The following is a 23,492-nucleotide window of genomic DNA, read 5'->3' as shown; positions in this document are numbered from 1 at the left end:
CAGGCCATTGTGCGACGCAGCATTCTGAGTGGCCGGTACGGCGTTTCAAATCTCACTGATTTGTAACGGATTTTTTCTAGGCTTACAGAAAATGTGATGACGAAAGCACAAAATCGCTTGTTGTTTTGTGCGTCGCACCGTATATCTTCGAACTGTGAGGCGGCGCTGCCGCTTCTGCCCTTCCTGGGCGTTTCCTCCCTAATGAACTGCCGGGCCCTCGGGTCCGGCTTTTTTTTGGCCTGAAGCCAGGCCTCGAATTTTCCTTCGCGGGACAGTCGTGTCACCGCTTGCTCCTACAGCGACTGGAGCATCTACACCCGGCGCCGAACGCGGCCAGCGCGGCCGTGCCGGATGTCAGGAAGGTCGCTCGTGCGTCGCTGTGTTCCCGCTCTCTCAAGCCTCCTCGCCGCCGCCGCGCTCGTATCCGGCGCGTCAAACGCGCAGGCGCAGGAATACGCGGGCGAAGAGGCCGAGGTCGACGAGGTCGTCGTCCAGGCCACGCGCTCTGGGCGACGAGTGCAGGACGAGCCGATCCGCGTCGAGGTCATCGACCGCGAAGAGATCGAAGAGAAGATCCTGATGCGGCCCGGCAACATCGCCATGCTGCTCAGCGAAACCGGCGGGCTGAGAGTGCAGGTCACCTCGCCCGGGCTCGGCGCCTCCAACATCCGCGTGCAAGGCATGCGCGGCCGCTACACGCAGCTGTTGGCCGACGGCCTGCCGCTCTATGGCGGCCAGGCTTCGTCGCTGGGCCTGCTGCAGATCCCGCCGACCGACCTCGGCCAAGTGGAGGTAATCAAGGGCGCGGCCTCGGCGCTCTATGGCCCGTCCGCCCTGGGCGGGGTGATCAACCTGGTCTCCCGCCGCCCGTCTGAAGCGCCGGAGGGCGAGGTGCTGCTCAACCTCACCAGCCGCAACGGCCAGGACGTGACGGCGTACGGGTCCTCGCCGATCGACGAGAACTTGCGCTATTCGGTGGTCGGCGGCTTCAATCGACAGAGCGAAGTCGACCTCGACGGCGACGGTTGGATCGACATCCCGGGATATGAGCGCTGGACGGTGCGGCCCCGGCTGTTCTGGGAGGGGCAGGGCGGCGCGAGCGCCTACTTCACCCTCGGCGCCATGGACGAGAAGCGCGAAGGCGGCACGCTGAGCGGGCGCACCACGCCTGACCGCCAGCCCTTCCCACAGACCCAGGACAGCCGCCGGTTCGACGGCGGCGTGGTCGCCGAGTTCCCGTTGCAGGGCCTTGGCGCGCTGCATCTGCGCGCTTCGGGCATGATGCAGGACCACAATCACCGCTACGGCGACACCGTCGAGGACGATCGGCACGACACCCTGTTCGCCGAAGCCTCGCTGTCAGGCGAAGGTGAGCGGACCTCATGGATCGGCGGGCTGGTCATGCAACGGGACGGCTATCGGTCCGAGACCTTCCCGAAGTTCGACTACACCTTCACCACGCCGGCGCTGTTCGCCCAGGTGGAGCACGACCTGAGTGACGATCTGACCCTCGCCGCCAGCGCCCGGTGGGACGATCACAGCGAATACGGCTCCAAGTTCAGTCCCCGGCTGTCGGCGCTCTATCGGCCCGGACCCTGGACGTTCCGCGCCTCGCTCGGCCGCGGCTTCTATGCGCCGACGCCGTTCATCGAGGAAATCGAGGCGGCCGGACTATCGCGGCTGGAACCCCTCGCGGGCCTAAAGGCCGAAACCGCGGAGTCGGCGTCGCTGGAAGGCGGGTACGCCGCGGGGCCGCTGGAGGCCAACCTCATCCTGTTCGCCTCGAACATCCGCGACGCCGTGCGGGTCGAGGATGTCTCGGCCGATCGCGTCAGGCTGGTCAATGTCGAAGGCGAGACCGGCACCCGCGGCGCGGAGGCGTTGGTCCGCTATCGTTGGCAGGAATTCACGGTCACCGGCAGCTATGTCTTTGTCGACGCCACCGAGCCCGATCCGTTCGAGCCCGGACGCAGGACGGTTCCGCTGACCCCACAGCACACCGCCGGCATGGTCGCCATGTGGGAGCGGCACGGCAAAGGGCGGGTGGGGTTCGAGGCCTACTACACCGGCGAGCAGGACCTGGAGGGAAACCCCTACCGGTCGCGCAGTGAGCCCTATTTCGAGCTGGGCCTGCTGGCCGAGGTGGTGCTCGGCGACGTGCGGGTGTTCCTGAACCTGGAGAACCTGCTGAACGTCCGCCAGACCAAGTACGACCCGATGCTGCTGCCGATGCGCGCGCCGGACGGGCGCTGGACCGTCGACGCTTGGGCGCCGACCGACGGCTTCGTCGTCAATGGCGGCGTGCGCCTCAAGTTCGGCGGCTAGGCGGGCGGTCTTTGCAGTCTCGCGGGGCGGCGCGACTCCGTATAGGAACGGAGCATGAACCTCGACTCCATTCTGCTCGCCCTGTTGGCCGCCTTGCTCGCGGCGATCCCGGCCCTGGCCTGGGCGCTGACCGAACGCAGCCGCGCCAATCGCGCCGAGGCGCGGGCCTTCGAGCTGCAGGACGCCGCCGCTCGGCTGCGGGTGCTGGAGGAACATGAGGCCAAGAACGCCGGCTTCCTGCAGTCCCAGGCCGCTGCCGCCATCGCCGAGCAGGTGATGAAGCGCGCCGACGAGACTTTCCATAATAGAGAGCAGCTCGCCCAGGCCCGCCTGGAGGCCCAGCTCAAGCCGGTCGCCGAGACCCTGGCCAAGTTCCAAGAGCAGGTGGTGGCGGTCGAGAAGACCCGCGCCGAGGAGACTGGCGGCCTCAAGGAGCAGATCAACCAGCTACTGCTGGCCTCCAGCGCCACCCAGGCCGAGGCGCGCAAGCTGTCTGCGGCCCTCCGTCGCGGGGCCGGCGTCCAGGGGCGCTGGGGCGAGCAAACCCTGCGCAACGTGCTGGAGGCCGCCGGCCTGCACAATCGCTACGACTTCGACGAACAGACCTCGACCGACACCGACGAGGGCCGCCGCCGGCCCGACGTCACCGTGCGCCTGCCGGGCGGGGCGGTGTTCGTGATCGACGCCAAGTGCTCGCTCAACGCCTTCCTGGACGCCCAGGACGCCACCGATGAAGCGGTGCGCGAGGCCGCCTACATGCGCCACGCCCAGAGTGTCCGCGCCCACATGCAGGGACTGTCGGCCAAGACCTACTGGGATCAGTTCAACCAGGGCTCGCCCGACTTCGTGGCCATGTTCATACCCGGCGACAGCTTCCTAGCCGCGGCGCTGGAGCGCGCGCCGGACCTGCTTAGCGAGGCCATGGACCGCCGCGTGCTGGTGGTCACCCCGACCACCCTGTTCGCGCTCTGCAAGGCGGTGGTCTACGGCTGGCGGGTCGAGGAGCAGGCCGCCAACGCCCAGGAGATCTCCAAGCTCGGCCGCGAGCTCTACAAGCGGATCTCGGTGATGGGCGGCCATGCGGCCTCGGTCGGCAAGGCGCTGGAGGCGGCGGTCGGCCGCTACAACCAGTTCGTCGGCTCGCTGGAGACCCAGGTCATGACCCAGGCCCGCCGATTCGAGGATCTGAAGGTCGACCACGAGGGCAAGGAGCTGGCCGAACTCGCGCCAGTGGAGACAGGGATCCGCCCGCTCGCCAAGCTGGCGGCGGAGCCGGAAAGCCAGGAACCGGGACGCCTCGCCGCCTTGACGGCAAAGGGTCGCTGACCTACCTGCGTTCCTATGGCTATCCGTGAAATCCTCGTTGTCCCCGACCCCGTCCTGAAGCTGGTCTCGCAGCCGGTCGAGAAGGTCGATGATGAGCTGCGTGCGCTCATGGATGACATGCTCGAGACCATGTACGACGCCCCCGGCATCGGCCTGGCCGCGATACAGATCGGCGTGGCCAAGCGGGTCATCGTCATGGACATCTCAGGTCCCGACGAGGAGAAGGCGCCGCGCTACTTCGTCAATCCCGAGATCGTCTGGGCCTCCGACGAAACCGCGCCCTACGAAGAAGGCTGCCTGTCGATCCCCGACATTTATGACGAGGTCGAGCGGCCCGCCCGGGTGAAGCTGAAGTACCTGAACTATCAGGGTGAGGAAGTGGTCGAGGACGCCGACGGCTTGTTCGCGGTCTGCATCCAGCACGAGATGGACCACCTGCAGGGCGTGCTGTTTATCGACCACCTGTCGCGGCTGAAGCGCGACCGCGCCGTGGCCAAGGTCAAGAAGCAGGCCCGCGCCGCCTGAGGCGCCTGCGCCTTCCGCGGGCGCGTGTTCCGGCAAAATGATGAGAACGAAGCGGCGCCGCGGCTTGCCGGCCGCGGCGCCGTTCAGCAGCCTATTGCTTTTCCGGCGCGGTAGCGTCGTGCACGGCGGCCTTGGCGTCGGCGGCGGCGCGGTCGGCGGCGGCCTTGGCGTCAGAGGCGGCGTCCTTGGCTGCGGCGCTGGCGTCGCCAGCCGCCTCCTTGGCCGCAACACTGGCGTCCGCGGCAGCGGCCTGGGTGTCGGCCGCGACGTCCGCCGTCACCGCCTTGGCGTCGGCGGCGGCATTGTCGGCGGTGGCCTTGGCGGAGTCCTGGGTGGACTGCGAGCAGGCGCTCAGCGCCAGGCCGGTGGCCACCAGGGTGAGGATCATCAGGTTTCGCATGTCGGTATGTTCTCCCTACCCGAACGGCAGATGGAACGGCGAAGCTTGCTTGTGGTTCCTAAATTCGTCCGCCGCCGCTACATGCAGGCGTAATGCGCATCGCCTTTCTCGGAACGCCGGACTTCGCTGTCGCCGCCCTCGCCGCCCTGGTCGAGGCGGGGCATGAGGTCGCCTGCGTCTATTCCCAGCCGCCAGCGCCGCGCGGCCGCGGCCAGACCCTGAAACCCTCGCCGGCCCACGCCTACGCCGAAGAGCGGGGCATTCCCGTGCGCACCCCAGGCTCCATGCGCGATCCGGCCGAGATCGAGGCCTTCGCCGCCCTCAATCTCGACGCCGGCGTGGTGGTGGCGTTCGGCCAGATCCTGCCGGCCGCCGTGCTCGATGCGCCGCGGCTTGGCTGCTTCAACCTGCACGCCTCGCTGCTGCCGCGCTGGCGCGGCGCCGCACCTATCCAGCGCGCGATCATGGCCGGCGACAAGATCACCGGGGTCGAGGTCATGCAGATGACTGAAGGCCTCGATGAAGGGCCTGTCCTTGCCTCTGAAAGCGTCCGCATCGACGCCCTGGAGACATCCGGAACCCTGCACGACCGGCTGGCCGAGGTGGGCTCTGGCCTGCTGGCCCGCACTATGGCCGCGGTGGAGCGCGGAGAGACTGGCGCCACGCCCCAGCCTGCCGAGGGCGAGACCTACGCCAAGAAGATCCGTCCCAAGGAAGCGCGCATCCGTTGGAGCAAGCCGGCCGCCGACATCGATCACAAGATCCGCGGCCTCTCGCCGTTCCCTGGCGCCTGGTTCCAATTGCCGACCCCCAAGGGCCCGGTGCGGGTCAAGGCGCTGCTCTCCCGGGTCGAGGACGTTGACGGCCCGGCCGGCCAGGCCCTCGACGACGCCCTGCTGATCGGCTGCGGCCAGGGTGCGGTGCGTCTGATGCGCGTCCAACGCGAGGGCAAGGGGCCGCAGGACGCCGAGGTCTTCCTGCGCGGCTCGCCCGTGCCGACCGGGACCGAGCTCGGCTGATGCCGCGCTACAAGCTCACCATCGAGTACGACGGCCGGCCCTATCGCGGCTTCCAGGCCCAGGAGGATCTGCCCTCGGTACAGGGCTCGATCGAGCGTGCGGTGAAGTCGTTCAGCGGCCAGACCCTGCGGCTGCAGGCAGCCGGCCGTACCGACACCGGCGTCCACGCCACCGGCCAGGTGATCCACATCGACCTGGAGCGCGACTGGCGGCCCGAGGTCGTGCGCGACGCCATGAACGCCTACCTGGTCCCCGAGCCGATCGCGGTGATCGACGCCGAGGTGGCGCAGGGCGACTGGCATGCGCGGTTCTCGGCCAAGGAGCGGCGCTACATCTTCCGCATTCTCAACCGAAAGAGCCCGCCGGCGCTGGACCGCGGCAGGGTCTGGCACGTCAAGAAGCCGCTGGACGCGCAGGCGATGCACGACGCCGCCCAGGTGCTGATCGGCCATCACGACTTCACCACCTTCCGCCACATGCAGTGCCAGGCGAAGTCGCCGATGAAGACCCTGGACGTCGCCCGCGCCTGGCGCGAGGGCGAGTACGTGCTGCTGGAATTCGCCTCGCGCTCGTTCCTGCACCGCCAGGTCCGCTCGATGACCGGCACGCTCGGCGAAGTCGGCATCGGCCGCTGGAACGCCGACGACGTGAAGGCCGCACTGGAAGCGCGCGACCGCAAGGCCTGTGGCCCGGTCGCCCCCGCCGACGGCCTCTACCTGACCGGGGTGACGTACTAGTCCGCGAGATCCTCCCCTCTTGGGGGAGGTGGATCGGCGCGTACGCCGAGACGGAGGGGGACTGCTCACAAAGCCCCCTCAGTCAGCTTTGCTGACAGCTCCCCCAGCGGAGGCGCACCGAGAGCTCAAGCAAACGCCACGAAGTACCGCTCGATCAGCCGCTCGTAGACCCGCTGCAGGTCGTGGATCTCCTGCACCGGCGCGCGTTCGTCGACGGCGTGCATGGTCTTGCCGACCAGGCCCAGCTCCACCACCGGGCAAAGGTCGCGGATGAACCGTGCGTCGGAGGTGCCGCCCGTGGTCGACAGCTCCGGAGCGGCCCCGGCCACGTCCTGCACCGCCGCCGCGACCACGTCGGTGAAGTCGCCCGGCGCGGTCAGGAAGGCCTCGCCGCTGATCACCGGCTCGACGGTGATGGTCCCGGCGAACCCCTCGCGCGACTTGGCGGCTTCGGCCTCAATCCAGGCGGCCAGCTCGGCGCCCTTGTGGGCCGGGTTGAAGCGAATATTCAGCCGCGCCTTGGCCTGGGCCGGGATGACGTTGGTGGCGCCGTTGGCCACATCGACCGTGGTGACTTCCAGGTTCGAGGGCTGGAAGCCGGTATAGCCCTCGTCCAGCACGTGGTTCTGCAGCCGCGCCAGCAGGTCGATCAGGACCGGGATCGGATTGGCGGCGCGGTGCGGATAGGCCACATGGCCCTGGCGGCCGTCGACCGTGATCCAGGTGTTGATCGAGCCGCGGCGGCCGATCTTGATCATGTCGCCGAAGCTCTCGGCGCTGGACGGCTCGCCGACCACGCAATGGTCGATGATCTCGCCCTCGGTCTTCAGCGCCTCGACCACCATCTTGGTGCCGTGGGTCGCCACGCCTTCTTCGTCGCCGGTGATCAGGAAGGACAGCGAGCCCTTCACCTGGTCCGCGGCGATGGCCTTGGCGGCGGCGGCGGCGAAGGCGGCCACGGCGCTCTTCATGTCCACCGCCCCGCGGCCGATCAGCATGCCGTCCACGATCTCGGCGGCGAACGCCTCGCGGCTCCAGGCCGCCCCGTCGCCCACCGGCACCACGTCGGTGTGGCCGGCGAAGCAGAGGTTCGGCCGGGCCGATCCATATCGGGCGTAAAGGTTCTCGATCTCGCCGAACTTCATGCGGCGGCAGGCGAAGCCCAGCGCTTCGAGCGTGCGCTGCACGATGTCCATCGCGCCCTCGTCGGCGGGGGTCACTGACGGGCGGCGGATGAGTTCCTGGGTGAGGGCGACGGGGTCGAGCTGAGGCATGGCCTCGCTGGTAGCGGCGCAGGCGGGCGCGGGCAATGGCGATTGAGTCGCAGCGGGGTCAAGAGTCGGCGCCCAGAATGGGATGCTTAATGGTCGTTTACCATCCCGTATTGGGAAGGCTGCGTATCGACGCTGAGTCCGCATCACCGAATTATGCCTAAGGCGTAGCGGGGGCCTCCAAGGCGATGTTCAGTATCTTCAAGACGGCGGCGCCTCCCCCGCCAACGGCCGACAGGCCGAGAGGCGCGGGCGGGGTCGTCGAAGCCCTGGCCAAGGGCGCCGGCCTCGGAGCGCCCAAGCTGATGGCCCTGGCGACGCCGCCAAAGCAGACCTGCGATGTCTCGGCCAGCGATCATCTCTACTTCGCGGTGCGCTCGGTTTGCGCCAACGGCCGCCAACTGGTGATGCAGTACGCGTTCGCCGACGATCGCGGCAACGTCGTGCTGAGCGCTTTTGTCCGCTCCAGCAGCCCCGCCACCATGGTCGGCGGCTTCGCGAGCGAGGACTTGGCGGTCGAGCCGATGGAGGAGGCGGAGTTCTCGGGTCTGCTCGCCCGCCTCTGCCGCAGGGCGACCCTGGTGGCCTTCCACCGCGTGCTGCAGACCGGCATGCTGCCCGAGCCGGCCCTTGGCCTGGCCGAGGGCTCGGAATGCGTCTGGCGGCGGTTTCAGGCGGTGGCGCGGCGCAAGGGGATCCGGCTTTCGCGTAATGAGCCGCTGGCGCTCAACGATTGTCTTCAGAAGTTGGGGTTGGCCCCGTTGGAGACCGAGGACGCGGCCATGCGCGCCCTCGCCATCCGTAGTCTTTGGCGCACGCTCGACAGCATCGACTAGCGTGCGGGAAGGGCGCCTTCGCCCTCCAGCCGCACCGCATCCCAGAACAGCGGCTTCAGGTCGGTGAAGAACTGGTTGGCGTCATAGGCCTCGCCCAGGGTGAACAGGCCGTCGTCCTCGCGCACCAGATAGCCGCGCTCGACCAGGGCCAGCAGCTTGCGGCGGGTGGTCTCGCGCGGGATCTGGGTGATGTCGGCCAGGCTCAAGGCGTTGAGGCCGCGGCGGCGACGGAAGGTCTGCGGCGGGCGCGGGCCGCGCGGCAGCTTCTCGGAGATCTCGGCCAGCAGGAACACGAGATAGAGCAGGTACTGGTCCAGATCGCCGTCGAACCGCGTGCGCACCTTCACCAGGGTCGCCGAGAGGTGGCCGCCCCAGCGGTAGAAGAACCGCATGGCGTCCTGTTCCAGATAGCCCTCGGACGGACCGGTCCAGCCCTCGGTCTCGATGATGGTGTCGTCGGGCGTCAGCTCGGCGACGGCGGCGGCCAGGGAAGTCGCTGCGATCATTGTTCGGGCCCTGCATTTAAAGTTAACGTGCGGCGGGCTCAGGTCGAGCAGCAGAGTTCAATGTCCTGAAATAACAACGGGCTCCGAACTAGCCGCGAAGTTACATTAAGGATGTTTCTCAATCTCTGCGGCGCGATACTCGCCTCACACAGGAGGCTAACTTTCAGCAAGTATCGCGAGAAGCGAATGCTATAGTTAACTGTCGAGCGGGGTCCTGATATCCACCGTTTCCTGTGGATGAATGGCCCTGAAACGCAAACATCCGGCCGCCGTGGGGCGACCGGATGCGGATTTCGGGGGCGAACGGCCCCCAAAGCGGCGAATCGCGGCGAATCAGTCGCGCAGCAGCTCGTTAATCGAGGTCTTGGCGCGGGTGCGCTCGTCGACGGTCTTGACGATGACCGCGCAGTTGATCGAGGGCAGGCCTTCGCCGAACGGGCTGGGCATCGAGCCCGGCATGATCACCGAGTAGGGCGGCACTTCGCCCATGAACACTTCGCCGGTCTTGCGGTCGACGATGCGGGTGGTGGAGGTGATGAAGGTGCCCATCGACAGCACGCTGCCTTCACGGACGATCACGCCCTCGGCCACTTCCGAGCGGGCGCCGATGAAGCAGTTGTCCTCGATGATGGTCGGATTGGCCTGCAGCGGCTCCAGCACGCCGCCGATCCCGGCGCCGCCGGACAGGTGGACGTTCTTGCCGATTTGGGCGCAGGAGCCGACCGTGGCCCAGGTGTCGACCATGGTGCCTTCGTCGACATAGGCCCCGATGTTCACGAACGACGGGGTCATGATCACGTTCTTGGCGATGTAGGCGCCGCGGCGCACGACGCAGCCGGGCACCGCACGGAAGCCGGCGGCCTCGAACTTGGCGGCGTCCCAGCCGGTGAACTTCAGCGGGATCTTGTCCCAGTAGGGATGCGGCGCGTCGGCGTCGATCAGCTTGTTGGCGCTCAGCCGGAAGGACAGCAGGATCGCCTGCTTGGCCCACTGGTGGGTGGTCCACACGCCGTCATCGCCGCGCGAGGCGACGCGTAGCGTGCCGCTGTCCAGGCGGTTGAGGGTTTCTTCCACCGCCTCGCGGACCTGCCCTTGCGTGCTGGTGTTGACGCCATCGCGGGCTTCCCAGGCGGCTTCGATCACGGACTTCAGGTCATCGGACATCAGAGGGATTCCTTGAGGCGCGCCGAGGACAGGAACGGCGCCAGCTTTGCGGTGCGGTGGTGAACGAACGGGGCGGAGGAGGCAAGCGCCTGCGGCCCCACGAGGACGGTGGTCATGCCGAGGTCGGCGGCCGGCTTCAGATTACGCTCGGAGTCCTCGAAGAACGAGGTGGCGGCTGGGTCCAGGCCGTGGGCGTCGATCATCCGCTGGAAGCCCAGCGGGTCGGGCTTGGGGGCGAAGCCGAACGAGGCGATGTGGAACACGTCGTCGAACAAGTCGCGCAGGCCCAGGTGCGCCAGGACGCGCTCGGCGTGCTTGTCGTCGGCGTTGGTGAAGATCAGCCGCCGGCCAGGAAGCTGCTGCAGCGCCGCCAGCAACTCGGCGTCCTGGGACAGCACTTCCAGCGAGAGGTCGTGGAACAGGGCGTGGAAATCGGCGGGGTCGACGCCGTGGTTCAGCATCAACCCCTTCAAGGTCAGGCCATGCTCGGCCAGATACTTCTTCTGCAGGTCGTAGGCCTCGTCCCGCGGCAGGCCGGTGACCTTCTCGACGAAGGCGGTCATCCGGCCCTCGACCTCCCGCATGAACCCGGACTCCTCGGGGTAGAGGGTGTTGTCCAGGTCGAAGAGCCAGGTGTCGATGTGCGAGAGGTCGGGCCTCATGCGCGGATGAGGGTGCCCGAGCCGTGCTCGGTGAACAGTTCGGTGAGCATGGCGTGCGGCCGCCGGCCGTCCAGGATGACCACCGCGTCGACGCCGGACTCCACCGCGGCGATCGCGGTCTCCAGCTTGGGGATCATGCCGCCGGTGGCGACGCCGGAGGCGATTGCCTCGCGGGCCTCGCCCACGGTCATCTGACGGATCAGGTCGCCGTTCTTGTCCAGCACCCCGCGCACGTCGGTCAGCAGGAGCATGCGCTTGGCGTTCAGCGCCCCGGCCAGGGCTCCGGCCACGGTGTCGGCGTTGATGTTGTAGGTCTCGCCCGCGACCGAGACGCCGATCGGCGCCACGACCGGGATGTAGTCCTCGTCTGCATAGATCAGCGCTTCGATCAGCTTGGGATCGATCCGCGTCGGCTCTCCGACATAGCCCAGGTCGACGACCTGCTCGATCTGGCTGTCCGGGTCCTTCTTGGTCCGGTGCGCCTTCTCGACGGTGATCAGCCGGGCGTCCTTGCCCGACAGGCCCACGCCGCGCACGTCGGCCTCGCTCCCGGCCAAGGTGATCCAGTTGGCGATCTCCTTGTTGATGGCGCCCGACAGCACCATCTCGGCGACCTCCATGGTGGCTTCGTCCGTCACCCGCAGGCCATCGACGAAGGTCGACTTCACACCGGCCTTGTCGAGCATCCGCGAGATCTGCGGGCCGCCGCCGTGCACAACCACCGGATGGACGCCCAGCATCTTCAGCAGCACGGAATCGGCCGCGAACAGCTTGGCGACGCTCTCCTCGCCCATGGCGTGGCCGCCGTATTTGATCACCACGACCTCGCGGTCATAGATCTGGATGTAGGGCAGGGCCTCGGCGAGGGTCTTGGCCGTGGCCCAGCCCTGCTCTTCGGTGTCGTCGGTCAAGGCTCGAGCCCTCTTATGAAGCCGGATGCGCCGCAGGCGCCTGCGGCCGCGTCATTCACTCGCGCGCTCCGATAGCGGACCGCAGAGCCCCTGTCACCGCCTCGACGCGCCGGCTGGCCGTGCTAGCGTCCCGCCACGACTAGTCCTGGGGGATTCCATTGCGTTCAGTCCTGCTCGCCGCCACGTTCGCGGCGTCTTCGCTCGCCCTGCCTGCGCAGGCCGTCACCGTCGCGGTCAGCGCCGATCGCCTGATTGATCCAGCCACCGGCAAGGTCGCCGACAAGCCGCTGGTGGTGGTCACCGACGGCCGGATCGTCTCAGTCGGCCGCCAGGGCGAGGTGGTCCCCGCCGGCGCGGTCCAGGTCAGCCTGCCGGGCGTGACCCTGCTGCCCGGCCTGATCGACATGCACGTGCACCTGACCTCCTCGCCGCTCTATGGCGGCTACACCGGCTACCAGTTCTCCGACGCCTACTGGACCGCGATCGGCACGCGCCACGCCAAGGACACGCTGGAAGCCGGCTTCACCACCGTGCGCAACGTCGGCTCGGCCTTCTACGGCGACGTCGGCCTGCGCGAGGCGATCGATAACGGCTTCATCGCCGGGCCGCGCATCGTCACCGCCGCCTATTCGTTCGGGGCCACCGGCGGCCATTGCGACGAAACCTTCTTCCCGCCCTCGATGGACCAGAAGTCGCCCTACAACGCCGACAGCCCAGACGAGGCCCGCCGCTCGGTCCGCGCCCTGCGCAAGTACGGCGCCCAGGTGATCAAGATCTGCGCCACCGGCGGGGTGTTCTCGCGCGGCGATGCGCCCGGCGCCCAGCAGATGACCCTCGAGGAGATGAAGGTCGTCGCCGAGGAGGCGCACATGGCCGGCATGAAGGTCGCCGCCCACGCCCACGGCGCGCCCGGCATCAAGGCCGCGATCCTGGCCGGCATCGACACCATCGAGCATGCCAGCCTGGTCGACGACGAGGGGATCAAGCTGGCGGTCCAGCACGGGACCTACTTCGGTATGGACATCTACAACACCGACTACACCCAGGCCGAGGGCAAGAAGAACGGCGTGCTGGAGGAGAACCTCCAGAAGGACCGCGACATCGGGGAGATCCAGCGCCAGAACTTCGGCAAGAGCCTGAAGGCCGGCGTGAAGCAGATCTACTCCACCGACGCCGGGGTCTATCCGCACGGCGACAACGCCAAGCAGTTCGCCGTCATGGTTCGCTATGGCGCCACGCCGCTGCAGGCGATCCAGGCCGCCACCGTCAACGCCGCCCAGGCGCTTGGCCAGGAGAAGGACGTCGGCCGCGTGGCGGTCGGCGCCTATGGCGATCTGGTCGGCGTCGTTGGGGACCCGCTGGCCGACGTCACCGTGCTGCAGAAGCCGGTCTTCGTCATGAAGGGCGGCGAGGTGGTCAAGGCGCCATAACCTCAGATGCTCCCCCTCTGGGGGAGCTGGCAGCGAAGCTGACTGAGGGGGACTTTGACCACTTCATCCGTGGCTCCAGCCCCCTCCGTCACGTCGCCGAAGAGCGACGCGCCACCTCCCCCAAATCGCGCTGCGCGCTGGGGGAGGAACTGGGCTCGCCTACAGCGCCACCTGCGGCAGCATCTTCTGGAAGTGGGCCTCGACGGCGGCGTAGCACTCGCAGGCGGCGCGCTCGAGGCCTGGGCGGTCGATGATCTCCACCCGCCCGCGGTGCGGCCGCAGCAGGCCCTTGGCCTCCAGCGACTGAATCACGCCGTTGATGGTGGTCCGCTGGACGCCGAGCATCTCGGCCAGCGCCTCCTGGGTCAGCTGAATGATCTGCTCGCCCGCCCGGTCGTGGGTGGCCAGCAGCCAGCGGCAGCAGCGCTCCTCGATCGAGTGCAGGGCGTTGCAGGCCACCGACTGCATCATCTGGGCGAGCAGGGCGTCGGCATAGCGCGCGAACAGTTCGCCGAAGCTCGGCGACGTGCATTTGATGCTCTCCAGCGCCTTGGTCGGAATGGCCAGGGCCGAGCCGGCGATCTGCACCACCGCCCGCCCGAAAGCCGGCTTGTTGCCCTCGCTGACAATCCCGCCGACCGCGCCCTCTCGGCCGATGGTGGCGGCCTCAATCTCATGCCCGTCGCGGGTGACGATCAGCAGCGAGACCATGGTCCGGTGGGCCGGGAAGTAGGTAGTGACCACGTCGTCGCCAGGCTCGAACAGCACTTGTCCGCGGTCCAGCAGCACGACGTCCAGCTGCGGCTCGATCTGCGCGTAGTCGCGGGCCGCCGTCGCCGCCAGCAGCCGGTTGGCCGCTCGCGGGACAATGGCCGCCGGCTTGTGTGGTTCGTCGACGATGCTCATGCGCGATCTCCCGGCCGCGGGCACGGCCAAGCCGTACTACGGCGCCCCAAGTCCGGCTGTCGGCTTGCCGACCCTTCGGTCAGATCGTCCGCGCGACGACTTCCTTCATGATCTCGCTGGTGCCGCCATAGATCCGCTGCACCCGCGCATCTCGCCACAGCCGGGCGATAGGATACTCGTTCATGTAGCCGGCGCCCCCATGCAATTGCAGGGCGGTGTCGCATGCTTCCCACTGCAGTTCGGTGTGGAACAGCTTGGCCGCCGAAGCCTCGGCGGCGGTCAGCTCGCGGACCACGTGCCGCTTGATCGCCCAGTCCAGGTGCGCCCAGCCGACCTGCAGCTTGGTCTTCAGCGCCGCCAGGGTGAAGCGGGTGTTCTGAAAGTCGAAGATCGACTGGCCGAACGCCTTGCGCTCCTTGGTGAACTTCACCGCCTCGTCGAAGGCGCGCTGGGCGCCGGCCTGGGCCCCGACCGCGATCTGCAGGCGCTCCTGCGGCAGCTGGTTCATCAGGTGGGCGAAGCCGCGGCCTTCCTCGCCCAGGCAGTTGGTGATCGGCACGCGCACGTCGTTGAAGAACAGTTCGGAGGTGTCGGCCGAGTTCTGCCCCACCTTGTCCAGGTTGCGGCCGCGCTCGAAGCCCTCGGCCCCCCGTTCGACCAGGATCAGCGAGATGCCCTTGGAGCCCAGGGCCGGGTCGGTCTTGGCGACCACGATCACCACGTCGGCGTTCTGGCCATTGGTGATGTAGGTCTTGCTGCCATTGATCACATAGTGGTTGCCGTCGCGCTTGGCGGTGGTCTTCACGCCCTGGAGGTCGGAGCCGGCGCCTGGCTCGGTCATGGCGATGGCTGTGATGATCTCGCCCGAGACCATGCCCGGCAGGAACTTGCGCTTCTGCTCCTCGGACCCGTAGTTGATCAGATAGTCGACGGTGATGTCCGACTGCAGGGTGACCCCGGCCGAGCACCCGGCATAGGCCAGCTCCTCGCCGATCACCGCGTTGAACCGGTAGTCCAGCTCCAGCCCGCCGTACTCCGCCGGGACCTGCGGGCACAGCAGCCCGGCCGCGCCATAAGCCCTCCAGAACTCCCGATCGACGATGCCCTCGTCCTCCCAGCGGTCGAGGTTCGGATAGAGCTCCTTGTCGAAGAACTTGCGCACCTGATCGCGGAACAGCTCGAGATCGGCGTCATAGGCCGTGCGGCCGGCGGTGGTCAGCATGGGGATGTCCTGGATCTATCCTGGCCCCGTTGTTCCACGCAGCCCGCCCAGCGAAAAGCGTGACCCCGCGTCAGCGCGACCTCAGATCCTCCCCCACTGGGGGAGGTGGCGCGCGTAGCGCGACGGAGGGGGATTGCAATCGTTGGGCAAGGCCCGTCAGTCAGCCAGCGGGCTGACGGCTCCCCCAGCGGGGGGAGCAGCTAGCTCAGAGCGAAATCTCGCAGGCGGACATGATCTCGGCCCGCAGCTCAGGCAGGCCGGTCCCCTTCTCGGAGGAGGTGGCCAGCACCCGCGGGAACGCCGCTGGACGCTTCTTGATCGCCGCTTCGGTCTGCAGCCGCACCGCCTCGACCTCGGCGGGCTTTAGCTTGTCGGCCTTGGTCAGGATGATCTGATAGGAGACCGCCGCCTTGTCGAAGGCGTCCATTGGCTCCTTGTCCACGTCCTTCAGGCCGTGGCGGGCGTCGATCAGCAGGTAGGCGCGCTTTAGATTGGCGCGGCCGCGCAGGAAGTCGCGGCCCAGATTCTGGAACTTCTTCACCGTGGTTTTCGAGGCCTTGGCCCAGCCATAGCCGGGTAGGTCGACCAGCCGCAGCCGATCGTCCAGCATGAAGAAGTTCAGCTCCCGGGTGCGGCCCGGCTCGTTCGACGCTCGGGCCAGGCCCTTGTGGCCGACCAGGCCGTTGATCAGCGACGACTTGCCGACGTTGGAGCGGCCGGCGAAGGCCACCTCGGGCAGGTCGCCCGCTGGCAGGCCGTCGATCGAGACCGCCCCCATCAGGAAGCTGGCCTGCCGCGCGAACAGCACGCGCGCCTCCTCCAGCTGGTCCTCGGTGAAGAGCGGGTCCTCGCTCACCCGACTTCTCGCGGCTTGCCGGTCACCTTGGCGATGATCTGGTCGATCGGGTTGTCGACCTTGAACCGGCGCATGATCACGTACTGCTGGAGGATGGTCAGGATGTTCGACCAGCTCCAGTAGATCAACAGGCCGACCGCGAACGGGGCCATGATGAAGGTGAACATGATCGGCATGAACTGGAAGATCTTCTGCTGCACCGGATCGGGCTGCGGCGGGTTCATGGCGGTCGAGAGGAACATGGTCAGGCCGTACAGCAGGGCCAGCGGGCCCAGGTGCAGCAGGTCCGAGTTCAGGATCGGCCCGAGCAGCGGGATGGTCGCCGGGTTGTAGGGCAGCAGGCCGAACAGGTTCCAGATGGTCAGCGGGTCCTTGGCCGACAGGTCCTGGATCCAGCCGAAGAACGGCGCGTGCCGCATTTCGATGGTGACCGTCAGCACCTTGTAGAGGCCGTAGAACACCGGAATCTGCACGAGCATCGGCAGACAGCCGGTCAGCGGGTTGATCTTCTCGCGCTGATAGAGCGCCATCAGCTCCTGCTGCTGCTTGGCGGGGTCTTCCTTGAATTTGGTGCGCAGCGCTTCGACCTGCGGCTGCACCTTCTTCATCTTGGTGAGCGACTCGTAGCTCTTGTTGGCCAGCGGGAAGAACAGCAGCTTTACCGTCACGGTCAGCAGCAGGATGGCGATCCCGAAATTGCCGACCAGGCGGTAGAAGTAGTCCAGCAGCATGAACATCGGCCGGGTGATGAACCAGAAGTTCCCCCAGTCCACGGCCATGTCCAGGTGCGGCACGCCCAGCGCCTTCTCGTAGTCCTTCAGGACCGGCACGGTCTTGGCGCCGGCGAACAGCCGGGTGGTCTGGGTGATCTGCTTGCCGGCCGGAATGACGTGCGGGCGGCCGACATAGTTGGCTTCGAAGATGTCGGTCGGCCCGGCGCGGGTGACCCGGAACTGGGTTTGGATGTGCTCGTCCTGGGCCGGGATCAGCGCCGTCAGCCAGAACTTGTCGGTGATGCCGGTCCAGCCGCCGACGGACGACAGCGACGGGCCGCCGCCTTCCTTCAGCCACTTGCCGTACTTCACCTGGCGCAGCTCGCCGTCGAGCCAGCCGATAGCGCCCTCGTGGACGATCTGGGTGCGGCCGAGTTCGGACGGAATGCCCTGGCGCTGGACCGAGGCGTACGGCGCGACCGTCACCGTCCCGGCGCCGAGGTTGGCCACGGTGTCGGTCACCGTGAACATGAACTTGTCGTCCAGCTCGATCTTCCGCGTGAAGGTCAGGCCCTGGCCGTTGGTGGTGCGCAGGGTCAGCGGCTTGCCGGGGGCGAGGGTCGAGCCCTCAACCACCTGCCAGACGGTGTCGGCGGTGGGCAGGCCGGGCAGGTTGGAGCCGGTCCAGCCGAATTCGGCGAAGAAGGCGTGCTTGGCGCCCTCGGGGCGCAGCAGCTCAACCGGCGGCGAGTCCTTGGCCACCGTGGTGCGGTAGTTCTTCAGGAACAGGTCGTCGATCCGCGCGCCGCGCAGCGACACCGATCCGGCCAGGGCCGGGGAGTCGATGGCCGCACGCGGGCTGGCGGCCGCCGCCTGCTGGCGCGGCACCACGACCGTGCCCGGGACCGCGCCGGGAACCGCCACGCCGTTGGGGGCGACGGAGCCTTGCGACTCCGCGACCGCCGCCTTCTGGCGGGCCATCTCGGCATTGCGCTTCTTGGTGGCCGGTTCCAGCACGAAGAACTGGTACGCGATCAGGATAGCCACCGCGGCGATCACGAAGATGATCGTGTTGCGGTTGTTGTTCTCTTGCATAGGGACGCGCGCTCAGGCGGAGGGAGAAGGGGCGCGCTGCGAGGCGGCGCGGGACGGGCTGTCGCTTTCGGCCGCGAGGCTTATCAGCGCGGTTTTCACATCGTCAAGCAAACGCGGCCACGCCCGGGTGGGCGCGCCGTTACGGGCGATCAAAACATAGTCAAAGCCGGGTCTGCCGAGTTGCGGCAAAAGCGCCTGTGCTGCGGCGCGCAGCCGGCGCTTGGCGCGATTGCGCACGACCGCTCCCCCGATCTTGCGGGTGGCGGTGAATCCGACACGAATCCTGGAGGAATCGTCGGCCCGGTGACGGGCCTGCATCACCACCGCGCCCTTGGCGCACGAAGGCGCCCGCGCGGCGGCGAGGAAGTCTGAACGCTTTTGGATGCGCTCAATGACTGTAGGGGCGTCGGTCATGCCGACACCTTATCCCTTAAGACGTTGGACGTCTTAGGCAGTCAGACGCTTGCGGCCCTTGGCGCGACGGCGAGCCACGATCTTGGCGCCGTTCTTGGTCGCCATGCGCGCGCGGAAACCGTGACGGCGTGCACGCACCAGTCGGGACGGTTGGAAAGTCCGCTTCACGAGATTAGCTCCGGTATAAAATTGAGGGGCGGTTCCTAAGGGAGGCGAGGGGAGGAGTCAACCACCTCAGGCGCCTTTTAGGCCAGGGTGAGGATCACCGGCCCGCGCTTGGTGGCCACCAGGGTGTGCTCGTACTGCACGGTCGGCTCGTGGCCGGGCGGGGTCAGGGTCCAGCCGTCGTCGCCTTCCTCCACCCAGTCGGCGCCCAGCGACAGGAACGGCTCGATGGTGAACACCAGGCCCTCGTGGATGCGGCGGCGGTCGCCCGGCTCCCACCAGGTCGGGATCTCGCCGGGGTCGTCATGCAGCGAGCGGCCGACCCCGTGGCTGGCCAGGTTGGTCACCAGCGAATAGCCGTTCTTGTCGGCGAAGCCCTGGATGGCCTTGCCGATCTCGTTGAGCTTGCCGCCCGGGCGCACCGCGCGGATGCCCGCCCACATGGCGCGGCGGCCGTCGCGGCACAGGCGCTCGATGTTCGGCTTGACCGGCGGCACGGCGAAACTCGCCCCGGTGTCGCCGAAGAAGCCGTTCAGTTCGGCCGAGACGTCGATATTGACCAGATCCCCGGCCTCGATGCGGCGGTCGTCGGGAATGCCGTGGGCGCAGTCGGGGCCGACCGAGATGCAGGTCGCGCCGGGGAAGTTGTAGGTCAGCTCGGGCGCCGAGCGGGCCCCCTCCAGCTCCAGCATCTTGCGGCCCAGCTGATCGAGCTCGCGGGTGGTGATGCCTGGCTCCAGGGCCTGGCCCATGGCTTCCAATGTGCGCGCGACGAGCCGGCCGGCGGCCTTGAGGCCCTCGAGTTCGTCTTCCTTCTCGATCGTCATCGCGCCTGCTCTCCGTCGCTGCGGCAGCAGTCATATAGGCGATTGTGGCCGCTCCGGGGACGGCGCAGCGCCCATTCGGCGAATTATGTGTCTGACCGCCCCTCGGCTTCCCGCCGCCCTAGAGGTCGGGCCGCACGATGGTCTTGCCGACCACCTTGCGCTGGGCCAGGGAGTCGAACGCCGCGCGCCACTCGGACAGCGGATACTCCTTGTCCACGCGGGGTTTCATCTTGTCGGCCAGGGCCCAGATAGCGGCCTGGTTCTCGCGGCCCTTCTCGGGGAACTGGCGGCCGTATTCGCCGGCCCGTACGCCCATCACCGAGAAGCCCTTGATGAGCGCGATATTGACCGGCAGCACCGGCTGGCGGCCGGAGGTGAAGCCGATCGAGAGGATGCGGCCGTTGAAGGCGATGCAGCGGATGCTCTCGTCGAACACATCGCCGCCGACGGGGTCGTAGATCACGTCGGCTCCGCGTCCGCCGGTGATTTCCTTGACCTTTTCGCGGAAGCCGCCCGTGACGTTGACCACCGCGTCGGGCTGGTACTCGGCCTGCAGCACGGCCAGCTTGTCGTTCGAGGCCGAGGCCGCGATGACCTTGCAGCCGAGATGCTTGGCCAGGTCCACCGCCGCCAGCCCGACCCCGCCGGCCGCGCCGTGGACCAACACCCACTCGCCGGCCTCGACCTGGGCGCGGCGCACCAGCGAGACATAGGCGGTCAGATAGGCTGTGGCGTAACCTGCCGCCTGGCCGAACGAGAGGCCGTCCGGCTTCTTGCGCAGCGCCGCCGCCGGGGTCACCGCGTACTCCGAGAACCCGCCGATCCGCGCCCCGCCGACCACCGAGTCGCCGAGCTGGAACTGGCTGACGCCCTCGCCCAGGGCGCTGACCTCGCCGGCGATCTCCATGCCCGGGATGAACGGCAGCGGCGGCTTGTGCTGGTACTCGCCGCGGGTCTGCAGCAGGTCGGGGAAGTTGACCGCCGCGGCCTTCACCCTGATCTGCACCTCGCCGGGCGCGGGGGCCGGAGTGTCGATCTCCTTCAGGATGCAGCCGCCGTAGTCGGGGGCAAGGTCCTCAACCAACAGTGCGCGCAATCCGTCCCTCCAGGCCTTCGCGGACCATGCCCGCAATCTCCCGGCAGGCCACGTCCGCGCACGGCACGACGCCGGTGAAGGCGGTGAAGCCGTGGGCCAGGCTCTCGTAGCAGCGATAGGCCACCGGCACGCCCGCCGCCTGCAGGCGCTTGGCATAGGCCTCGCCCTGGTCGACCAGCGGGTCGAAGCCTGCGGTCACCACCACGGCCGGCGCCAGGCCGGCCAGGTTCTGTTCGCGGATCGGCGACAGGCGCGGATCGGCCGGGTCGGCTTCCGGGCCCATGTAGTGACCCATGAACCAGTCCATCGTCGCCCGCGACAAGGGGAAGGCCTCGGCATAGGTGGTCATCGACTGAGTTTCGCTGGCGACGTCCACGCAAGGGTAGATCAGCAGCTGAAGGTCCGGCTGCGGCTCGCCGTTGCGGCGCAGCTCCTGGCAGACCACGGCGGTGAAGTTGCCGCCCATCGAGTCCCCGCCGATCACCGCGTGGCCGGCTGGCGCGCCGAAGCGGTCGGCGTGGTCGCGGACGTACCGGTAGGCGCTCAGCACGTCGTCCAGTCCGGAGGGGAAGCGGTGCTCCGGCGCCAGCCGGTACTCCACCGAGATCACCGGCGCCCGCGAAACCTTTGCGAGGATGCCGCAGAACGCGTGGCTGGTGTCCAGGTCGCCGATCACTCCGCCGCCGAAGTGGGCGAAGACGATGGCCGGCGCCGCAGGGTCCTGGCCCTCGGGTCGATACACCCGCGCCGTGATGCTCCGCTCGCCGACCGGAATCGAGAGCGGCTCGCTGCTGACGCCGAGTTCCGGCCGGCCGCCATAGATCTTGCCGCCCTCAGTGGTGCTGCGCCGGGCCTCCTCTGGGCTCATCGCGGTCATGGCCGGCATCCGCGCCGCCTGCGCCGCCATGAACTGGAAGCGCGGGTCCAGGGTGCGGCCGCCGCGATAGACCGCCGCGCCGCCGGACATCAGCCGCAGCACGGGCGATGGCAGGGATAGGATGGTGCGGGCCAGAACGCGCTGAACTGAGCCGTCAGCCACGCGCGTCAGGCTCCGCCCTGCTGCAGGCCCTTCAGTCCGCCCTGGATCATCGCCACCGCGAACGCGGTCGCGCCCTTGGTGTCGATCGGCCGGCGGGCCAGCATCTTCTCGCCGACGTCGCGGGCGATGGCGATGCAGGAGGCGGCCAGATAATCCGGGTCGGCGGCCGGGGCGCCGCCGCGGGCGATCTCCTCGACGATCGCCTCGCGCACCTCGTTGAACACCGCCGCCATTTCCGGCGTCTCGCCGTGAACGTGCGGTTGGGTCTCGCCGGGCGGGCGCTGGCTGAGCCAGCTCCGATGAGCGTCGGCTATGAACAGGTAATAGGCCTCGATGGCCGCGTGGACGAACTCTTCCCAGTTGGCCGACTGGGCGCGCTGGGCCTTCAGCAGCGGCGCGAACTGGCGGGCGCCCTCGCTGGCCAGGGCCAGGTAAACTTCGTCCTTGGATTTGAAGTAGTTGTAGAACGTCCCGGCCGCGAGCCCGGTGCGGCGGATGATGTCGCGCACCGTCGCCGTCTCATAGCCCATGTCGCCGAACACCTCGCGCGCCGCGTCTAGAATGGCCTGCCGGTTGGCGACCTTGGTCAGTTCGCGCTTGCCGGCGGGAAGATAGGCGACTTCGGACATGTCTGACTCGAAAAAGGTGACGCGCGTCATATTAGGACCAGGCCGGAGCAAAATCCAAACGATCTCGCGTCAGGGGCGGATCGAGGAGATGACCTGTCGCCGGGTTGGCGCTTCGCAGGCCGAGCGGCATTGCATCCAGCTCGGCGCGCAGTCCTCCGCCGTCTCGGTCGAGAGGCAGAAGTAGTAGCCGCTGGCGCAGTTGAGCCGGCACTGGTCGGCGTCGGCGCTCGAGGGCTTCGCCAGCGGGGCCAGCAGGGCCGGTAGGGTGGGGGAGGCCGGCTGCGCTGCGGCCGGGGTCTTGGCCGCGCTCACAGGCCCGCGCAGGGCCTGCTGGGCCCCGGCCGGCCAGGCGGAGGCGAGCACGAGGCCGAGCAGGATGGGAAGCGCGCGCATGGCCAAGTCCTGGGCCGGTGCGGTTTAAGGTCTGGTTAACCATGATCAGACGGTCCGCGCGGCCCGATCCTTGGCGTTGGTCGCCTGGATCGCCTCGCGCGCCGCCTTCCACTGATCGTCGGTCCAGCCCCGCAGCCGCGAGAAGTTGCCGCCTGAGGCCTGCCAGGAGGCCCCGTCGATGGCGATGGTCTGGCCGTTCACATAGGCCGACAGCGGATGCAGCAGATAGACCGCCAGATTGGCCAGTTCGCGCATGTCCCCGACCCGTCCCATCGGGTTGCCGCTCATGTCGGAATAGGCGCCGCCCGTCTCTTCGCCCTGGCCCGGGTTGAGCCGCGCGCTCATGCCCTCGGTCGGGAAGGGCCCTGGTGCGATGTTGTTGAAGCGGATGCCGTGGTCGCCCCACTCCACCGCCAGCGACTGGCTCATGGTGGCGATGCCGGCCTTGGACATCGCCGAGGGCACCGTGAACGGCCCGCCGTTCCAGATCCAGGTGGTGAGGATCGAGACCACCGAGGCCGGCCGGCCTTCGGCGATCCAACGCTTGCCGCAGTCGAGCGTCACGAAGAACGCGCCGCGGAACACGATGTTGGCGATGGCGTCGAAGGCGCGCGGCGACAGGTCCTGGGTGCGGCTGATGAAGTTGCCGGCGGCATTGTTGACTAGGCCGGTGAGCGCCCCGCCGTCGGACCAGATCGTATCGAGCATCTCGCTGATCGCTTCCGGCACGCGGATGTCGCAGGCCAGGCCGACGCACTTGCCGCCGTGCGCCGCTGTCAGCTCCGCCGCAGTGGCCTCCACCACGCCGCCACGGCGGCCGCAGATATAGACCTCCGCCCCCAGCATCAGGCAGGCCTCGGCCATTGCCTTGCCAAGGCCGGTGCCGCCGCCGGTGATCAGGATGCGTTCCCCGGTCATCAGGCCGGGCTTGAACATCAGGTCGTCCATCGAGAGCTGGGCCATCGCGCTTCCTCCTGTCGTTGAGGCGAGTGCGCGCGGCCTGACGCCGCGTCGGTCAAGTGGCG

Annotated in this window: 25 protein-coding genes; 7 read left to right on the top strand and 18 right to left on the bottom strand. The window is 68.1% G+C overall.

The features are described 5' to 3' along the window. Positions 1-369 precede the first annotated feature (369 nt). From AC1DQJ_RS03280 to def, 3 genes are read left to right on the top strand one after another with little or no spacing between them, the layout of a single operon-like run. Positions 370-2,325 (top strand): TonB-dependent receptor plug domain-containing protein, encoded by a 1,956-nt coding sequence (locus AC1DQJ_RS03280; RefSeq protein ID WP_477600219.1) that lies wholly within the window; start codon positions 370-372, stop codon positions 2,323-2,325. A gap of 54 nt (positions 2,326-2,379) precedes the next feature. Further along, positions 2,380-3,651, top strand: a complete 1,272-nt coding sequence (locus AC1DQJ_RS03275; RefSeq protein ID WP_477600217.1) for a DNA recombination protein RmuC — start codon at positions 2,380-2,382, stop codon at positions 3,649-3,651. A 15-nt stretch (positions 3,652-3,666) separates the two neighbouring features. Continuing rightward, positions 3,667-4,176 (top strand): peptide deformylase, encoded by a 510-nt coding sequence (def, locus tag AC1DQJ_RS03270; RefSeq protein ID WP_477600215.1) that lies wholly within the window; start codon positions 3,667-3,669, stop codon positions 4,174-4,176. A gap of 91 nt (positions 4,177-4,267) precedes the next feature. Here the strand turns inward: def and AC1DQJ_RS03265 are convergent, their stop codons facing one another. After that, positions 4,268-4,576, bottom strand: coding sequence for a hypothetical protein (locus tag AC1DQJ_RS03265; protein WP_477600213.1), 309 nt, complete (start codon positions 4,574-4,576; stop codon positions 4,268-4,270). 92 nt (positions 4,577-4,668) lie between these two features. Between AC1DQJ_RS03265 and fmt the strand changes: the two genes are divergently transcribed. Then, complete coding sequence (fmt, locus tag AC1DQJ_RS03260) at positions 4,669-5,595, top strand: methionyl-tRNA formyltransferase (protein ID WP_477600211.1); 927 nt, start codon at positions 4,669-4,671, stop codon at positions 5,593-5,595. Further along, positions 5,595-6,332: a tRNA pseudouridine(38-40) synthase TruA gene (gene truA, locus AC1DQJ_RS03255; RefSeq protein WP_477600209.1), complete on the top strand. Its 738-nt coding sequence runs from the start codon at positions 5,595-5,597 to the stop codon at positions 6,330-6,332. Before fmt ends, truA begins: the two co-directional genes overlap by 1 nt. Before the next feature lie 125 nt (positions 6,333-6,457). Here the strand turns inward: truA and dapE are convergent, their stop codons facing one another. Then, positions 6,458-7,606 (bottom strand): succinyl-diaminopimelate desuccinylase, encoded by a 1,149-nt coding sequence (gene dapE, locus AC1DQJ_RS03250; protein WP_477600207.1) that lies wholly within the window; start codon positions 7,604-7,606, stop codon positions 6,458-6,460. Positions 7,607-7,791: 185 nt separating this feature from the next. On the opposite strand from dapE, the gene AC1DQJ_RS03245 reads away from it, so the two are divergent. Next, positions 7,792-8,439 carry a hypothetical protein gene (locus tag AC1DQJ_RS03245; protein ID WP_477600205.1) on the top strand — a complete coding sequence of 216 codons (648 nt, stop codon included), beginning with the start codon at positions 7,792-7,794 and terminating at the stop codon, positions 8,437-8,439. Here the strand turns inward: AC1DQJ_RS03245 and AC1DQJ_RS03240 are convergent. The 4 genes from AC1DQJ_RS03240 to argB all read right to left on the bottom strand — a co-directional run bounded on the left by AC1DQJ_RS03240 (position 8,436) and on the right by argB (position 11,682). Beyond that, on the bottom strand, positions 8,436-8,945 hold the full coding sequence (locus tag AC1DQJ_RS03240) for a hypothetical protein (protein ID WP_477600203.1): 510 nt from the start codon (positions 8,943-8,945) through the stop codon (positions 8,436-8,438). The two genes, AC1DQJ_RS03245 and AC1DQJ_RS03240, sit on opposite strands and share 4 nt — an antisense overlap. Before the next feature lie 333 nt (positions 8,946-9,278). Further along, a complete protein-coding gene (gene dapD / locus AC1DQJ_RS03235) occupies positions 9,279-10,109 on the bottom strand; it encodes a 2,3,4,5-tetrahydropyridine-2,6-dicarboxylate N-succinyltransferase (protein ID WP_477600201.1) in 831 nt (276 codons plus the stop codon). Then, the gene (locus AC1DQJ_RS03230) at positions 10,109-10,771 is read right to left on the bottom strand and encodes a pyrimidine 5'-nucleotidase (protein WP_477600199.1); all 663 of its coding nucleotides are present in this window, start codon (positions 10,769-10,771) and stop codon (positions 10,109-10,111) included. Before AC1DQJ_RS03230 ends, dapD begins: the two co-directional genes overlap by 1 nt. Then, the gene (gene argB, locus AC1DQJ_RS03225; protein WP_477600197.1) at positions 10,768-11,682 is read right to left on the bottom strand and encodes an acetylglutamate kinase; all 915 of its coding nucleotides are present in this window, start codon (positions 11,680-11,682) and stop codon (positions 10,768-10,770) included. The genes AC1DQJ_RS03230 and argB overlap by 4 nt, the downstream gene beginning before the upstream one ends. Before the next feature lie 170 nt (positions 11,683-11,852). Here argB and AC1DQJ_RS03220 point away from each other — a divergent pair, with 170 nt between their 5' ends. Then, positions 11,853-13,112, top strand: coding sequence for a Xaa-Pro dipeptidase (locus tag AC1DQJ_RS03220; protein ID WP_477600459.1), 1,260 nt, complete (start codon positions 11,853-11,855; stop codon positions 13,110-13,112). Positions 13,113-13,271: 159 nt separating this feature from the next. On the opposite strand, the gene AC1DQJ_RS03215 is transcribed toward AC1DQJ_RS03220, so the two are convergent. From AC1DQJ_RS03215 to AC1DQJ_RS03160, 12 genes are all read right to left on the bottom strand, one after another. Continuing rightward, positions 13,272-14,018, bottom strand: coding sequence for a Crp/Fnr family transcriptional regulator (locus AC1DQJ_RS03215; protein ID WP_477600195.1), 747 nt, complete (start codon positions 14,016-14,018; stop codon positions 13,272-13,274). 79 nt (positions 14,019-14,097) lie between these two features. Beyond that, positions 14,098-15,240 (bottom strand): acyl-CoA dehydrogenase family protein, encoded by a 1,143-nt coding sequence (locus AC1DQJ_RS03210; RefSeq protein WP_477600193.1) that lies wholly within the window; start codon positions 15,238-15,240, stop codon positions 14,098-14,100. Positions 15,241-15,445: 205 nt separating this feature from the next. Continuing rightward, a complete protein-coding gene (yihA, locus tag AC1DQJ_RS03205) occupies positions 15,446-16,096 on the bottom strand; it encodes a ribosome biogenesis GTP-binding protein YihA/YsxC (protein ID WP_477600191.1) in 651 nt (216 codons plus the stop codon). Continuing rightward, positions 16,093-17,904, bottom strand: a complete 1,812-nt coding sequence (yidC, locus tag AC1DQJ_RS03200; RefSeq protein ID WP_477600189.1) for a membrane protein insertase YidC — start codon at positions 17,902-17,904, stop codon at positions 16,093-16,095. Before yidC ends, yihA begins: the two co-directional genes overlap by 4 nt. Positions 17,905-17,916: 12 nt before the next feature. After that, positions 17,917-18,318: a ribonuclease P protein component gene (rnpA, locus tag AC1DQJ_RS03195; protein ID WP_477600187.1), complete on the bottom strand. Its 402-nt coding sequence runs from the start codon at positions 18,316-18,318 to the stop codon at positions 17,917-17,919. Between the two features lie 33 nt (positions 18,319-18,351). Next, complete coding sequence (rpmH, locus tag AC1DQJ_RS03190; protein ID WP_056017364.1) at positions 18,352-18,486, bottom strand: 50S ribosomal protein L34; 135 nt, start codon at positions 18,484-18,486, stop codon at positions 18,352-18,354. Between the two features lie 77 nt (positions 18,487-18,563). Next, the gene (gene map / locus AC1DQJ_RS03185) at positions 18,564-19,310 is read right to left on the bottom strand and encodes a type I methionyl aminopeptidase (RefSeq protein ID WP_477600185.1); all 747 of its coding nucleotides are present in this window, start codon (positions 19,308-19,310) and stop codon (positions 18,564-18,566) included. A gap of 118 nt (positions 19,311-19,428) precedes the next feature. Next, positions 19,429-20,406, bottom strand: coding sequence for an NADPH:quinone oxidoreductase family protein (locus AC1DQJ_RS03180; protein WP_477600183.1), 978 nt, complete (start codon positions 20,404-20,406; stop codon positions 19,429-19,431). Beyond that, positions 20,387-21,445, bottom strand: coding sequence for an alpha/beta hydrolase (locus AC1DQJ_RS03175; protein ID WP_477600181.1), 1,059 nt, complete (start codon positions 21,443-21,445; stop codon positions 20,387-20,389). The genes AC1DQJ_RS03180 and AC1DQJ_RS03175 overlap by 20 nt, the downstream gene beginning before the upstream one ends. Positions 21,446-21,450: 5 nt before the next feature. After that, complete coding sequence (locus AC1DQJ_RS03170) at positions 21,451-22,074, bottom strand: TetR/AcrR family transcriptional regulator (protein WP_477600179.1); 624 nt, start codon at positions 22,072-22,074, stop codon at positions 21,451-21,453. 69 nt (positions 22,075-22,143) lie between these two features. Beyond that, positions 22,144-22,467, bottom strand: coding sequence for a hypothetical protein (locus AC1DQJ_RS03165; RefSeq protein ID WP_477600178.1), 324 nt, complete (start codon positions 22,465-22,467; stop codon positions 22,144-22,146). A gap of 45 nt (positions 22,468-22,512) precedes the next feature. Next, the gene (locus AC1DQJ_RS03160) at positions 22,513-23,430 is read right to left on the bottom strand and encodes an SDR family oxidoreductase (protein ID WP_477600176.1); all 918 of its coding nucleotides are present in this window, start codon (positions 23,428-23,430) and stop codon (positions 22,513-22,515) included. Positions 23,431-23,492 lie beyond the last annotated feature (62 nt).

This window comes from Phenylobacterium sp. P4_E10 (genome assembly GCF_056401675.1).
The sequence above is the reverse complement of the archived record's forward strand: the minus strand, read 5'-3'. Positions and strand labels throughout refer to the sequence as shown.

What these genes read in the sequence shown, in the direction of transcription:
- fmt (WP_477600211.1), top strand. Translation starts at nt 4,669, where the DNA reads ATGCGCATCGCCTTTCTCGGAACGCCGGACTTCGCTGTCGCCGCCCTC.
- AC1DQJ_RS03215 (WP_477600195.1), bottom strand. Translation starts at nt 14,018, where the DNA reads ATGAGCATCGTCGACGAACCACACAAGCCGGCGGCCATTGTCCCGCGA.
- AC1DQJ_RS03165 (WP_477600178.1), bottom strand. Translation starts at nt 22,467, where the DNA reads ATGCGCGCGCTTCCCATCCTGCTCGGCCTCGTGCTCGCCTCCGCCTGG.
- AC1DQJ_RS03210 (WP_477600193.1), bottom strand. Translation starts at nt 15,240, where the DNA reads ATGCTGACCACCGCCGGCCGCACGGCCTATGACGCCGATCTCGAGCTG.
- dapD (WP_477600201.1), bottom strand. Translation starts at nt 10,109, where the DNA reads ATGTCCGATGACCTGAAGTCCGTGATCGAAGCCGCCTGGGAAGCCCGC.
- dapE (WP_477600207.1), bottom strand. Translation starts at nt 7,606, where the DNA reads ATGCCTCAGCTCGACCCCGTCGCCCTCACCCAGGAACTCATCCGCCGC.
- AC1DQJ_RS03170 (WP_477600179.1), bottom strand. Translation starts at nt 22,074, where the DNA reads ATGTCCGAAGTCGCCTATCTTCCCGCCGGCAAGCGCGAACTGACCAAG.
- map (WP_477600185.1), bottom strand. Translation starts at nt 19,310, where the DNA reads ATGACGATCGAGAAGGAAGACGAACTCGAGGGCCTCAAGGCCGCCGGC.
- AC1DQJ_RS03275 (WP_477600217.1), top strand. Translation starts at nt 2,380, where the DNA reads ATGAACCTCGACTCCATTCTGCTCGCCCTGTTGGCCGCCTTGCTCGCG.
- yidC (WP_477600189.1), bottom strand. Translation starts at nt 17,904, where the DNA reads ATGCAAGAGAACAACAACCGCAACACGATCATCTTCGTGATCGCCGCG.
- AC1DQJ_RS03265 (WP_477600213.1), bottom strand. Translation starts at nt 4,576, where the DNA reads ATGCGAAACCTGATGATCCTCACCCTGGTGGCCACCGGCCTGGCGCTG.
- AC1DQJ_RS03245 (WP_477600205.1), top strand. Translation starts at nt 7,792, where the DNA reads ATGTTCAGTATCTTCAAGACGGCGGCGCCTCCCCCGCCAACGGCCGAC.
- AC1DQJ_RS03240 (WP_477600203.1), bottom strand. Translation starts at nt 8,945, where the DNA reads ATGATCGCAGCGACTTCCCTGGCCGCCGCCGTCGCCGAGCTGACGCCC.
- AC1DQJ_RS03160 (WP_477600176.1), bottom strand. Translation starts at nt 23,430, where the DNA reads ATGGCCCAGCTCTCGATGGACGACCTGATGTTCAAGCCCGGCCTGATG.
- def (WP_477600215.1), top strand. Translation starts at nt 3,667, where the DNA reads ATGGCTATCCGTGAAATCCTCGTTGTCCCCGACCCCGTCCTGAAGCTG.
- AC1DQJ_RS03230 (WP_477600199.1), bottom strand. Translation starts at nt 10,771, where the DNA reads ATGAGGCCCGACCTCTCGCACATCGACACCTGGCTCTTCGACCTGGAC.
- truA (WP_477600209.1), top strand. Translation starts at nt 5,595, where the DNA reads ATGCCGCGCTACAAGCTCACCATCGAGTACGACGGCCGGCCCTATCGC.
- rnpA (WP_477600187.1), bottom strand. Translation starts at nt 18,318, where the DNA reads ATGACCGACGCCCCTACAGTCATTGAGCGCATCCAAAAGCGTTCAGAC.